This window comes from Micromonospora sp. H33 (assembly GCF_052068455.1).
Taxonomy (GTDB): domain Bacteria; phylum Actinomycetota; class Actinomycetes; order Mycobacteriales; family Micromonosporaceae; genus Micromonospora.
This window is the reverse complement of record NZ_JBQHDE010000001.1, coordinates 776,147-788,388: the sequence shown is the minus strand read 5'-3', so window position 1 is coordinate 788,388 and position 12,242 is coordinate 776,147. Positions and strand designations below refer to the sequence as shown.

Below are 12,242 nucleotides of genomic sequence, written 5' to 3'. Positions count from 1 at the left end.
TAATAGCCCGGCGAAAGGCTATGTGGCCAGGGGCGGGGTCGAACCGCCGACCTTCCGATTTTCAGGCACCCGCATTTCCGCAGGTCATAGAGCCGCCGCACCCCGCCGTGCAATGGCCCGTGCAACTAGCTCCGCATCGTGATGTGCCGGGGTTGCCGTGCGACATCTCCGTCTCGGAGGGGCTGGGCAAGCTTGCGACCTTGACATCCCTTGAATGATGGCCGCATGAGCGTGAACGACCTGGGCCCGGAATGGATCGCCTTGCGCCTCGTCAGCGTGGTCCTCGGCCTTGTCGTGGTCATACTCGGCGTGCGTGTCGCGGTGACGCGACGTTTCCCCACGGCCTGGGTGCGGGTTGCGCGTCTAACGGCCAGCCAGCGATCCCAGCCCGTCCGCCGCGGTGGCTTCCTCGCCCTGCTCGGCACGGGCTTGCTCGTCCAGCAGGCACCGTTCCTCATCCCCGTGCCCCACGCGGTCGGACGGGCCCTGTTCGCAGTGGCACTGCTTCTCGTCGTGACTGCGGCGGGATGGTTCGCCCTGCTTCGGCACTAGCCATCAACTAGCTCCGCATCGTGATGTGCCGGGGCAGCCGTGCGACATCCCCATGCGCGGCCAGCTCCGACAGAGCCTTGGCGATCTCCCGGTCACGGCCGTCGACGGCGTGCAGGTACCGACGAGCAGCCGCCATAGACGAGTGCCCGAGTCGCTTCATCAGGTCGGCCAGGGTCGCGCCTGTCTGCGCGGCGAGGGTCTGACCGGTGTGCCGCAGATCGTGGAAGGTCAGATCATCAAGACCCACCTTCTTCCGCGCCCGGACGAACGCCTGATACAACGTGTTGCCCCGCAGCGGCGTCCCATCGCGGCTCACGAACAGCCGATCCGTGCCCGCGTACTGCTCTAGGTGCAGCCGGACCAACGGCACCACGTGCGGCGGAATGACAATCGTGCGCTTCCCCGCATGAGACTTGGGGTCCTTGTCGAACGCTTGACCGGGCGCGTGCAGGGGTTCGACTCGGGCTTTCCGAACGGTGATCGTGTGCTCGGTCAGGTCCACGTCCGAGACGCGCAGGCCGGCGATTTCACCGCGGCGCAGGCCGCACCAGGCGGCGATGAGAACAGCGGTGCGGTAACGCGGGTTGATGGCGTCGACCAGGGCGACGACCTGAGCGGGCGTAGCGACTGGCCGCTCAGCGACGGGCACAGTGCCCGCACCGGGAATCTGGCACGGGTTGCGGGCGATGATGCCCTCACGCACAGCAGTGTTCATGACCATGCGCAGGAAGCGGTACGACTGAGAGATAGAGGTACGCCTTGCCCTTGCCCCGCAGGGCGGCAGCATGCCACTCCCGGACCCGACTGGCCGTGAGTTCCCGAAGCGGCACTTCGACCAGGGGTGCCAGGTGCAGACGGAGGTTCCGTTCGCACGTTTCCCGCCACCGAACGCCGATCTTCGGACTGTCCCGCAGAATGGCCCGCGCGTAGTTGCCGAACGTCTCCGACGCCGCGCGATCGTCCAACCAGACACCGCGCGATATGTCGGCCTCCACCAACGTCAACCAGCGGTTGGCAAGCTGACGGCAGCTCATAACAGCCAGCTTGAACGCCTTCGCAAGTCAGGCGCGCGGACCGCCTGGTGGACATTCGTCCTCGGGTCCGTGATCGGGTTCCTACTGAACCTGCTCGCGGGCATGATCATGGCTTAGCGCACGGGGTCGCCCCGCTCGGCCCGACTGACAAGGCCCGCGCACTGCCGAATTCGCCTCTTAAGGATCAAGGCGGCCCGCAAAGCGGGCCGCGCCGGCCCGGCCCCGGCCTGCTGGCGACCTCCGGCCGGCATCGGCCGGCCACGTTGGTGTCCCTCCGGCTGTAGTTGGCACCACCGTGGCACCTGTCCGGATTGACTTGGCATCTACCCCAAAGGGCCCGCTGTTGCTCAGGACCCCGTAGCTTCCGCCCGCTGTCCACCCCCGGGGCACTCCTCGGGCGGGGCGTATGCGCGAATGGTGCCGTTGTGCCGCGCAACTCTTCCGTCAGAGGTAAGGGGTACGAGGCGTTTACAGACGGGGCAGTAGCCCCGCTGGTGCTGCGAGCGCTGAGTCACCTTGCCTCCTCGGGTCGGTCGTTGCACGTCTTCAGTTTCATCCGCCGAGCCATGCCGCCATCGTCGCCCATCGAGGCTCGGTAGCGGGCTGGCGACGGAAGGTGCCAGGTTCGGCCGGACGGGACGGGACGGTCGGCGGACTGCAAGAGTTGTCGCCCTCCGGGCGGGGATCTTCGACAGAGATGGGGGAGGCCCGTCCGGACGGTGCGGTAGTCGGTGGTTGCGTGGGTCGCCATCTCCACCATGAGTCCCAGGCAGAGCCGAGCAGGCCAGGGCCAGGGTGCCAAGGTCGTTCGTCCGGTAGGGCGCTCCACCTTGTCACCCTGGCCCTGGCCCGCTCCACGGTGTGTGGGACTCACGGCGGAGATGGCTCTGAGGCCGCCGTGTGGGGAAGGGCACAGCGTGCGATCTACGTGCGATACCGGGCGGCAATCGGCGGCCAAGAGGGGTCAGCCACGGGTAACACCGCTGGATGCCCGATGAGGGCATAAAGCAAGATCCCCACCTGCGTTTCCGCTGGTGGGGATCTCTGTAGCCCGGCGAAAGGCTATGTGGCCAGGGGCGGGGTCGAACCGCCGACCTTCCGATTTTCAGTCGGACGCTCGTACCAACTGAGCTACCTGGCCGTGCTCGGCTCATGCTACCCGGCCGTCGGGGTCTCCGCCGAGCAGGGCCACATGCTCCGATACGCAGAACGCCGCGCGTGATGGCGCGGCGTCAGCGCTGGCGGTCCTGACGGGACTTGAACCCGCGACCTCCGCCTTGACAGGGCGGCGAGCACTCCAACTGCTCCACAGGACCTAGCTCGCCCGGCCGAAGCCGGACCTGTGCCCCCAACGGGATTCGAACCCGTGCTACCGCCTTGAAAGGGCGGCGTCCTGGGCCGCTAGACGATGAGGGCGGCCCCGCCATCATTGCACACTCGCAACTTCAAGCGGACTTGCTCCCATCCGGCCCCGCCGGAGGCCTGGAAAGCATACGTGATGCCCCGCCGGTCGACCAAACCGGTATGGCTGGAGCCACAACGGGCCGGAGAACCGCAGCTCAGGCGCTGTCTAGCGGAGCCGGACGACCCCGTACCGGGTCTTGAGGTCGGTGATCAGCCGGGGGCACGCGGCCAGGGTGGCGGCCCGGTCGCCGCCCCCGTCGTGCAGCAGGACGACCGCTCCCGGCCGGGCGGCCACGTGTACCCGTTTGTTGATCGTCTCGGCCGGAGGTTTCCCCCAGTCCTGCGGGTCGACTGTCCAGTGCAGCGAGCGCATCCCGAGCTGCTTGGCCACCTGGACCACCTCGGGTGTCCAGCGCCCGCCGGGCTGGCGGTAGAACGGGATCCGGGCGCCGGGGGCGGCCGCCCGGATGGCCCGGTGGGTGCGTTGCAGGTCGGCCCGGATCTCGGCGACCGGTCGCCGGCCGAGGTCGACGTCATGGTTCCAGCTGTGGTTGCAGAGCTGGTGGCCCTCCCGCACGATGCGGCGGACCAGATCGGGGTGGCGGCGGACCTGCGTACCCACCACGCAGAAGGTGGCCGTGACGCGCGCCGCATGCAGCCGGTCGAGCACCTTGGGGGTCCAGACCGGGTCCGGGCCGTCGTCGAAGGTCAGCGCGACGCCGCGTACGCCGGTGGTGCGCTGGAGCCCCGCGGGCAGCGCGGTCGGCAGCGGCCGGAGGGGCCGGGCGGCCGGGGGCTTGCGGGTCGGTCGGGGTGCCGCGGTCGGTGTCGGCTCCGCGGGAAGGGTGCCGGAGGCCACCGGGCTGGGGTCGGGGGCGGCCCGCAGCCGACCCGTGTCGTCGCCGCAGCCGCCGGTGAGGACGACCAGGGCCAGACCGGCCGCGAGGAGAGCGCGCAGGCGCATCGTTCGCTCCCGAGGGGGTGTCGGGGTCGGCGGACCTCCCGGAGGCTACGGGACGGTTCCCCGCATCGGACACCCCGGCGGGACCTGCGTCACACCAGTGTGCCGGTTACGTCACAGCGGGTGACCGCAGATCGGCCTGGCGCCCCGGCGGGCCGACGTACCGGGACGGAGGGCGGTGGACGGGTCCTACTCGCCGGCCGACTGGTCCAGCGAGTCCCGGACGGCCACCGCGAGCGAGACCGCCTCGGCGAGGTCGACCGGCCGCACCACTCCCGCCGGGAGCGTGTCGGCCCGCCACCCCGGCCCGGCGGCGAGCACCAGCAGCGGCCGGCGGGGCGTCGCGAGCAGCGCGGTCAGCTGCGCGGGGTCGGCGGTGACGGGGGTGTGCGACCACACCACGACGGCGGCCGGGCCGGTGCGGTTGACCGCCTCCAGCAGCGCCTCCACCGGCACCCGGGCGCCGAGCATCCGGTACGCGACCCCGACCTCGGCCAGGGCCGCGCCGAGCGCCTCCAGTGGCAGGCTGTGCTGCTCCTCGTCGGCGCAGGAGAGCAGGATGCGCGGTGGGCTGCCGGGCGCGTGGGCGCGGGCCGCCGCGGCGAGCGCCTCGGAGACGCACCGGGACACCAGGTGCTCGACCTCGATCAGGGCGGCCGTGGCGGCGTGGCGTTCGCCGATCCCGACGAGGACGGGACGCAGGAGTCCGTTCCAGGTGGCGACGACCCCCTCGACCTGGATGGCGCGGGCGATCGTCTCACTGATGACGACCGAGTCCAGCCGCATGGCGGCGCGGGCCAACCCGCGGGCGGCCGGACCGGCCCGACCGACCGGGATGGCGCTGCCACCCCCGTCGCGGGTGCCGACGGCGCGGACCTGGGCACCGGGCACGGCCGGTACCGCCTCGGGCGCCTGGCGCGCCCAGCGGGCAGCCTCGGCCGGGGCGATCCCCTGGGCGGTGAGCCGCCGCATGATCTCCAGGCGGGCGAGGTCGGCCGGCGTGTACCGGCGGTGGTGCCCCGGGACGTGCTCGCTCGGCCCGAGCCCGTAGCGCTGGTGCCAGGTGCGCAGCGTCGTCACCGCGACCCCCAGCCGCCGGGCGACGGCGCCGGCGCTCAGCGCCTCATCCGTCACCCGATCGCTCCGGAGCCTCAGAGGCTGTCGGGCCTGACCGGAGCGCGGAGGGGCCGGCCGGACCGGAGGGACGCAGGAAGCGGTTCACCACCCCGCCCAGCCAGGGGGCGTACGCGTACGGGTCGGCGTCGAGATCGGCCTCCAGCTCGACGGGATCCACCCAGCACAGCTCGGCGACCTCGTCCGGGTCCGGGTGCAGCGGGGTGTCCGGCGGGAGGACGCCGCGCAGGACGTGGTCGTACTCGAACTCGACCCGGCCGGTGGCCGGATCCTCGGCGTAGTAGACGTACACCCCGATCTCGGTCAGCTCGACCGGGCCGACGCCCAGTTCCTCGGCGAGCCGGCGGTTGGCGGCGACGGTCAGCGACTCCCCGGGCGTCGGGTGCCCGCAGCAGGAGTTGCCCCACCGCAGGGGGAAGCGGGTCTTCACCGCCGCGCGGCGCTGGAGCAGCACCCGACCCGCCGGGTCGACGAGCAGCACGGAAAAGGCCCGGTGCAGCTTCCCCGGCGGCTGGTGCGCGGCCGACACCGTGGTCCGGCCGGTCGCCCGACCGGTGTCGTCCACCAGTTCGACCAGGTGGGCTTCGCGGGCGGTCACCGGCGGCTCTCCGTCACACGAGCGGCGGCGAGCTTGCCGGAGATCAGCACCATCGGCACGCCGACGCCGGGCTGGGTGCCGGAACCGACGAAGACCACGTTCCCCAGGCCACGGTGCAGGTTCGACGGACGGAACGGGCCTGTCTGGAAGAAGCTGTGCGCGGAGGCGAACGGTGTGCCGGCCGCCATGCCCTGCTCCGCCCACTCGGCGGGGGTGACCGTCCGCAACACCTCGATGCCGTCCCCGAAGCCCACGTAGCCGCGCTCCTCCAGCGTCCCCACCAGCCGGTCGGCGTAGCGGTCGGCGAGGCCGCCCCGCCAGTCGAACGGCGCCCGGTCGAGGTTGGGCACCGGCGCCAGCACGTAGTAGGTGTGCCGGCCGGCCGGGGCCACCGACGGGTCGGTCCGGCTCGGGTTGGTGACCAGCAGCGACGGGTCCCTCATCAGCTCACCGCGCCGGATGACCTCGTCGAAGGTGCCCCGCCAGGACCGACCGAAATGGATGTTGTGGTGAGCGATCTTCCCATAGCCCCGCGTCGACCCGACGTGCAGGACCACGCAGGACGGCGAGTAGGTCAGCCGGCGTGGCCGGGCCGGCGGGAGCAGGTCCCGGTAGGCGACCGGCAGGTCGGGGTTGAGCACCACCACGTCCGCCGGGACGAACTCGCCCTCCGCGGTCCGCACGCCGGTGGCGCGACCACCGGCGGTCTCCACCCGGGTCACGGTGGTGCCGTACCGGAGCTGTACGCCGTGCTTCTCGGCGGCGCCGGCCATCGCGCGCGAGACCGCGTGGACGCCGCCGCGCGGGAAGTACACCCCGGCCACCGAGTCGAGGTACGCGATGACCGCGTAGATCGCCAGCGCGTCATGCGGGGCGAGCCCGGCGTACATGGCCTGGAAGGAGAAGATCCGCTGGGTGCGCGGGTCCCGGAAGAACTGGTTGATCTTCGTCTGGAGTCGCCGGAACGCGCCGTTGGCGAGCAGCTTCAGCAGGCCGCCGGTGAGCAGATCGGTCGGCGCGTCGAGGTTGCGCTCGATGAAGTCGGCCCGCTCCAGCCGCCACAGCTCGCGCGCGTAGTCCACGAAGCGCAGGTAGCCGTCGGCCTCACGGGGCCCGCAGACCGTCGCGATCTCGGCGGCCATCCGTGTGGTGTCGGTGATGACGTCGAGCGTCGAGCCGTCCGGGTAGTACGCCCGGTACGCGGGGTCCAGCGGCGTCAGGTCGAGCCAGTCGTCCAGCTCCTCACCGACCGCGCCGAGCGCCTCGGCGATCAGGTCCGGCATGGTGAGCACGGTGGGGCCGGTGTCGAACTCGTACCCGTCGACGCTGAGCCGCCCGGCCCGGCCGCCGGGCACCGGCTCGCGTTCCAGCACCGTCACCTGCCGGCCGCTGCCGGCCAGGTGCAGCGCGCAGGCCAGCCCGCCGAGACCGGCGCCGACAACCACCACCCGGTCCGTACGCCCGTTCACGGTGCGCACGCGACCACCTCCTTGTGCGAAGTTGCCCATCATGCCCGCCGGTGCGTGGCGGCGGTGGCGAGACCGGTCAGCGCGGTGCGCGCCGTCCCGTCGATCGACCCACGACTGCCTCGTTGGTCATGTGGGCGAGCGTACCCTAGAGTTACGGGTTGCGTCGATTGGTGCGTCGATAAAGGGAGGGCCGGTGGACACTCATCTCGCCGCTGCCTATGACCGATGCCGTGACCTGCACCGGCGTCACGGCCGTACCTACTTTCTCGCCACCCGGCTGCTGCCCGCGTGGAAACGGCGGCACGTGCACGCCCTGTACGGATTCATGCGGTACGCGGACGAGATCGTCGACCGCACCGAGGACCTGCCGCCGGCTGAGCGGGCCGCCCGCCTCGACGACTGGGGCGGCCGGTTCGTCGCCGGCCTGCACGGCGAGCCGGTCGACGACCCGCTGCTCCCCGCAGTCCTGCACACGATCGCCGTCTTCGATCTCGACCCGAACGACTTCGCGTCGTTCCTCAAGAGCATGGCAATGGACCTGACCGTCCACTCGTACCGCACCTACGATCACCTGCTCGACTACATGGAGGGTTCGGCGGCAGTCATCGGCACGATGATGCTGCCGATCCTGGGCAGCTCCGACCCGGCGGCGGCCCGGGAGCCCGCCCGCCAGCTCGGATTGGCCTTCCAGCTGACGAACTTCATCCGGGACGTGGCCGAGGATCTCGACCGCGGGCGCACCTACCTGCCCGACGAGGACCTGGCGCGCTTCGGCGTCACCCGCGACGACCTCCTCGCCGCCCGTACGGCCGGACGCGCCACCGAGCCGATCCGCGAGCTGATCCGGTACGAGGTGACCCGCGCCCAGGCGCACTACGCCGCCGCCGCGCCCGGCGTCACGATGCTCGCCCCCGCCTCGCAGGCCTGCATGCGCACCGCGTACGCGCTCTACGGCGGGATCCTCGACGAGGTGGCCGCCCAGGACTTCGACGTCCTCGTCCGCCGGGCCGTGGTGCCGCAACGCCGCCGGATGGCGGTGGCCGCCCGCGCCCTGCTCACCCCGACCGGCACCCCGGTCACGATCCCCGGGCCGCCGGTCCAATAAGTCCCGTCAGCCTTTCCAGACGGTGACCTTGAGGATCAGCCCGCCGTCACCGACGGTGTTGACCGCCTGCACCCAGGCGTGCCGCCCCTCCGAGGTGGTGAAGCAGTACTGCTGGTTGCCACCGCCGATGTACTTGTGCGCGAAGGTGTCCCGCTTCGCCTCGCGGTAGGTCCGGCAGCGGGCGTCTGCGCCCTCCTCGGGGCCCGCGTTGCTGTCGTCGTACATCGCGCTGTGCCGGGCGCTGGAGTAGAGGATGTAGCCCCAGTCCAGGTAGAGGTCGACGGTGGCGTCCTGGGCGTACCGGCGGACGGCCCGCCCGTCGTCCAGGTCGACCCCGGTCTTCTTGTCCAACTGCACCACGTCGCTGAAGACGGTGCCCGCCGCGGCTGCCGTCGGGGTGCCGGACATGTCGACGGCGGGGCTGGTCGGCGCGGTACCGGCGGAGGTCGGGCCGCCGGGTGTTGCCGCACCGCTCGTCGGGGCGCCGGCAGCCGGGGAGCCGGACGACGGCGCGACGCCGGTCGCACCGACGGCGGCCGGCGTTCCGCTCGGCGGTCGGTCATCCGGGCGGATGACGGCCAGCAGCACGCCACCCCCGCCCAGGAGCAGCAGCACGGCGAGACTCACCGCCGCCGCCCGCCACCGCCGTTGCCGCAGGCGGTACGCCAGCACGCCAGCGAGGGTCAGGCCACCCGCCGTGACCCACAGCGGCCACCACGAATCGGCCCGGAGTGCCTGGACCACACTGATCAGCCCCGCCGCGACGGTGAGCAGGTTGCCCATCAGCATGGACCGGTTCCCGAGGCGCTCCTGCCCGACGGGCTCGCCGGTACCCGGTGTGTCGTTGTCCACGAGCATGAGAGCGTACGCAGCGTCAGGCCGCGGTGGCGGATTCGCCACCGTCCGGTATCCGTCAGCAGCGCCGCACGAAGGTTACGGAAGCAGGAATTCCCCTGTGGATCCTGGTTCGGCGGGCAGCCGGTGCGGAATGCTGACGGGATGGCGGAGCCGCAGATAGTGGACGTGGTCGTTGTCGGGCTCGGTGTCGGTGGGGAGGAGGTGGCCGGCCGGCTCGCCGAGGCCGGGCTGACCGTCGTCGGCGTCGAGCGGAGCCTGGTCGGCGGCGAGTGCCCGTACTGGGGGTGCATCCCGACCAAGATGATGATCCGGGCGGCCAACGCGATCGCCGAGGCGCGGCGGGTCGACGGCCTCGCCGGGACGGCGCAGGTCCGCCCCGACTGGGCGCCGGTGGCGAAGCGGATCCGCGAGGAGGCCACCGACACCTGGGACGACCGGGTGGCCGTGGAGCGGTTCGTCGGCAAGGGCGGCCGGTTCGTCCGCGGCAGCGGGCGGCTCGAGGGGCCCGGCCGCGTCCGCGTCGGCGACCACGTCTTCCAGGCCCGGCACGGGATCGTGCTCGGCACCGGCACCCGCCCGTCCGTCCCGCCGATCGACGGGCTGGCGGACACCCCGTACTGGACGAACCACCAGGCGATCGAGGTCGAGGAACTGCCGGAGTCGTTGCTGATGCTCGGCGGCGGCGCGATCGGGCTGGAGCTGGCGCAGGTCTTCGCCCGGTTCGGCGTCCGGGTCACGGTGGTCGAGGCCCTGGACCGGGTGCTCGCGGTCGAGGAGCCGGAGGCGTCCGAGGTGGCCGCCGCCGCGCTGCGGGCCGACGGCGTGGAGATCCACACCGGCGTGACCGCCGAACGCGTCGACCACGACGGGCAACGGTTCACGCTGCACGCGGGCGGGACGGCGTACACCGCCGACCGGCTGCTGGTGGTGACCGGCCGCCGGGCGCACCTCGACGAGCTCGGCCTGGAGAGCGTCGGCGTCCCGGCCGACCGGCGCTACCTGCCCGTCGACGACCGCCTGCGCGTCACCGACGGTATCTGGGCGGTCGGCGACGTCACCGGCGAGGGCGCCTTCACCCACGTCGCCATGTACCAGGCCGGCATCGTCGTCGCCGACCTGCTGGACCACGCCCGGCACGCCGGCGGCGAGCCGGACCCGAGCGGCACCGCCAGCGTGATGGGCGGCGCGATGGGCGCGGCGAGCACGCTCGCCGCGAGCGGGTCGAGCGGCTCGGCCGGGATGGGCTCGCGGGCCGACTACCGGGCGCTGCCCCGGGTCACCTTCACCGACCCGGAGGTCGGTGCGGTCGGGCTCACCGAGCGGCAGGCCCGGGAGCGGGGGATCAACGTCCAGGTCGGAATGGCGCAGCTCGGCTCGTCGTCACGCGGCTGGATCCACCGCGCCGACGGCTTCATCAAGCTGATCGCGGACGCGGACCAGGGGGTGCTGGTCGGCGGCACGTCCGTCGGGCCGGCCGGCGGCGAGGTGCTGTCCGCGCTGGCGGTCGCCGTGCACGCGGCGGTGCCGCTGGCCCAGCTCCGCCACATGATCTACGCATACCCGACCTTCCACCGCGCCATCTCGGAGGCTCTGCGCGAGCTCAGCTAGCGGACGCGCCGTGGCGTCCCGCTCCGGCGGCGAACCGGGCCGCCCCGGCCAGCGCGTCCGTGGCCAGCGACTCCATGCCGTACTCCAGCTCGGCCGCCAGGGCTTCGGGCTCCGGAAGCGCCGCGGTGGCCAGCACCGACGCCCGGTCGTTGCGCAGGCAGGTCTGCGGGTGCCGGGCGATCTCCGCCGCGAGCCGCTCGGCCGCCGTCCGCGCCTCACCCGGCGCGACCAGCCGGTTCACCAACCCCATCGCGTACGCCTCGTCGGCCGGCACCGGGCGGCCGGTGAGGATCAGGTCCATCGCCCGGCTCTCGCCGATCAGCCGCGGCAGCCGGACCGTGCCGCCGTCGATCAGCGGTACGCCCCACCGCCGGCAGAAGACCCCGAGCACCGCGTCAGCCTCGGCCACCCGCAGGTCGCACCAGAGCGCCAGTTCGAGGCCGCCGGCGACCGCGTACCCGGAGATCGCCGCGATCACCGGCTTGGAGAGCGCCATCCGGGTCGGGCCCATCGGACCGTCCCCGTCCGGCTCGACGCGGTTGCCGCGCGGGGTGCCGATCGCCTTCAGGTCCGCCCCGGCGCAGAACGTGCCGCCGGCGCCCCACAGCACCGCCACCGCCGCGTCCGGTTCGGCGTCGAACGCGCGGAACGCGTCGGCCAGGGCTCGCGCGGTGGGACCGTCGACGGCGTTGCGCGCGTCCGGCCGGTCCAGGATCACCGTGGTCACCGCTCCGGCGCGCTCGACGCGTACCCCCATCGGCACAGCATGCCCCCGGCGGCGCCGGCACGCCAGACAGCGTTCTGGTGCATGATCTTGTGAGGTGTCCCGCGACCGCGGGCGAGCGCAGCGGGAGCCGGCCCATGGACCTGTACGACGTCATCCACCGCCGCCGCGACGTGCGGGCGCAGTTCACCGGGGCGCCGGTGCCCGACGAGGCGCTGCACCGCGTGCTCGAGGCGGCGCACGCCGCGCCGAGCGTCGGCTACTCGCAGCCGTGGGACTTCGTCGTGGTCCGCGACCCGGAGCTGCGCCGGCGCTTCCACGAGCACGTCAGCGCCGAGCGGGAGGTGTTCGCCGCGACGCTGGACGGGGTAGCGGCCGAGCGCTTCGCCCGGATCAAGATCGACGGGGTGCTGGAGTCCAGCCTCTCCATCGTGGTCACCTACGACCACTCGCGGGGCGGGCCGGCGGTGCTCGGCCGGCACGCCATCGCCGACACCGGGCTCTACTCGACCTGTCTCGCCATCCAGAACCTCTGGCTGGCGGCCACGGCCGAGGGGCTGGGCGTCGGCTGGGTGTCGTTCTACCGCGAGGAGTGGCTGGCCGGCCTGCTCGGCATCCCGGCCGGAATCCGGCCGGTGGCCTGGCTCTGCCTCGGCCCGGTCAGCCACTTCGAGGCGGTGCCCGACCTGGCCCGGCACGGCTGGCGGCAGAAGCGTCCGCTCGCCGACGCCGTCCACACCGACCGCTGGGGCGTCACGCCTTCCCCCTAACGGTGGATCCGTCACCGGAGACCGG

10 protein-coding genes, 3 tRNA genes and 2 pseudogenes are annotated in these 12,242 nt (G+C 72.5%); 5 read left to right on the top strand and 10 right to left on the bottom strand.

What is annotated here, in order from left to right; all coding sequences use genetic code 11:
* Positions 1-225: 225 nt before the first annotated feature.
* A complete protein-coding gene (locus ACTMS0_RS03770; protein WP_441153647.1) occupies positions 226-552 on the top strand; it encodes a hypothetical protein in 327 nt (108 codons plus the stop codon).
* Positions 553-559: 7 nt separating this feature from the next.
* Here ACTMS0_RS03770 and ACTMS0_RS03765 read toward each other — a convergent pair whose 3' ends face one another.
* The 8 genes from ACTMS0_RS03765 to crtI all read right to left on the bottom strand — a co-directional run bounded on the left by ACTMS0_RS03765 (position 560) and on the right by crtI (position 7,161).
* Positions 560-1,255: a tyrosine-type recombinase/integrase gene (locus ACTMS0_RS03765; RefSeq protein WP_441153646.1), complete on the bottom strand. Its 696-nt coding sequence runs from the start codon at positions 1,253-1,255 to the stop codon at positions 560-562.
* A 1,398-nt stretch (positions 1,256-2,653) separates the two neighbouring features.
* A tRNA-Phe gene (locus ACTMS0_RS03760) sits at positions 2,654-2,727 on the bottom strand.
* Between the two features lie 98 nt (positions 2,728-2,825).
* Positions 2,826-2,902, bottom strand: a tRNA-Asp gene (locus tag ACTMS0_RS03755).
* Between the two features lie 27 nt (positions 2,903-2,929).
* Positions 2,930-3,002 (bottom strand) — tRNA-Glu (locus ACTMS0_RS03750).
* Positions 3,003-3,156: 154 nt separating this feature from the next.
* The gene (locus ACTMS0_RS03745) at positions 3,157-3,954 is read right to left on the bottom strand and encodes a polysaccharide deacetylase family protein (RefSeq protein WP_441153645.1); all 798 of its coding nucleotides are present in this window, start codon (positions 3,952-3,954) and stop codon (positions 3,157-3,159) included.
* Positions 3,955-4,140: 186 nt separating this feature from the next.
* Positions 4,141-5,085 (bottom strand): MerR family transcriptional regulator, encoded by a 945-nt coding sequence (locus tag ACTMS0_RS03740; RefSeq protein ID WP_441153644.1) that lies wholly within the window; start codon positions 5,083-5,085, stop codon positions 4,141-4,143.
* A complete protein-coding gene (gene idi / locus ACTMS0_RS03735) occupies positions 5,075-5,683 on the bottom strand; it encodes an isopentenyl-diphosphate Delta-isomerase (protein ID WP_441153643.1) in 609 nt (202 codons plus the stop codon). The genes ACTMS0_RS03740 and idi overlap by 11 nt, the downstream gene beginning before the upstream one ends.
* Positions 5,680-7,161, bottom strand: a complete 1,482-nt coding sequence (gene crtI / locus ACTMS0_RS03730) for a phytoene desaturase family protein (protein ID WP_441153642.1) — start codon at positions 7,159-7,161, stop codon at positions 5,680-5,682. Before crtI ends, idi begins: the two co-directional genes overlap by 4 nt.
* Before the next feature lie 184 nt (positions 7,162-7,345).
* Here crtI and ACTMS0_RS03725 point away from each other — a divergent pair, with 184 nt between their 5' ends.
* Positions 7,346-8,257: a phytoene/squalene synthase family protein gene (locus ACTMS0_RS03725; RefSeq protein ID WP_441153641.1), complete on the top strand. Its 912-nt coding sequence runs from the start codon at positions 7,346-7,348 to the stop codon at positions 8,255-8,257.
* A gap of 6 nt (positions 8,258-8,263) precedes the next feature.
* Here the strand turns inward: ACTMS0_RS03725 and ACTMS0_RS03720 are convergent, their stop codons facing one another.
* Positions 8,264-9,109 (bottom strand): hypothetical protein, encoded by an 846-nt coding sequence (locus tag ACTMS0_RS03720; RefSeq protein WP_441153640.1) that lies wholly within the window; start codon positions 9,107-9,109, stop codon positions 8,264-8,266.
* Between the two features lie 147 nt (positions 9,110-9,256).
* Between ACTMS0_RS03720 and ACTMS0_RS03715 the strand changes: the two are divergent.
* A pseudogene (locus ACTMS0_RS03715) lies at positions 9,257-10,283 on the top strand (dihydrolipoyl dehydrogenase family protein); the annotation flags it as partial.
* A gap of 77 nt (positions 10,284-10,360) precedes the next feature.
* Positions 10,361-10,723: pseudogene (locus ACTMS0_RS03710) on the top strand (NAD(P)/FAD-dependent oxidoreductase); the annotation flags it as partial.
* Here ACTMS0_RS03710 and ACTMS0_RS03705 read toward each other — a convergent pair.
* On the bottom strand, positions 10,716-11,480 hold the full coding sequence (locus ACTMS0_RS03705; RefSeq protein ID WP_441153639.1) for a crotonase/enoyl-CoA hydratase family protein: 765 nt from the start codon (positions 11,478-11,480) through the stop codon (positions 10,716-10,718). The pseudogene ACTMS0_RS03710 and the gene ACTMS0_RS03705 overlap by 8 nt on opposite strands.
* A gap of 104 nt (positions 11,481-11,584) precedes the next feature.
* On the opposite strand from ACTMS0_RS03705, the gene bluB reads away from it, so the two are divergent.
* The gene (gene bluB / locus ACTMS0_RS03700) at positions 11,585-12,217 is read left to right on the top strand and encodes a 5,6-dimethylbenzimidazole synthase (RefSeq protein WP_441153638.1); all 633 of its coding nucleotides are present in this window, start codon (positions 11,585-11,587) and stop codon (positions 12,215-12,217) included.
* Positions 12,218-12,242: the final 25 nt, after the last annotated feature.

Bases quoted from the DNA above. Each gene is read 5' to 3' on its own strand.
- ACTMS0_RS03770 (WP_441153647.1), top strand. From the start codon at position 226: ATGAGCGTGAACGACCTGGGCCCGGAATGGATCGCCTTGCGCCTCGTC.
- ACTMS0_RS03745 (WP_441153645.1), bottom strand. From the start codon at position 3,954: ATGCGCCTGCGCGCTCTCCTCGCGGCCGGTCTGGCCCTGGTCGTCCTC.
- ACTMS0_RS03705 (WP_441153639.1), bottom strand. From the start codon at position 11,480: ATGGGGGTACGCGTCGAGCGCGCCGGAGCGGTGACCACGGTGATCCTG.
- bluB (WP_441153638.1), top strand. From the start codon at position 11,585: ATGGACCTGTACGACGTCATCCACCGCCGCCGCGACGTGCGGGCGCAG.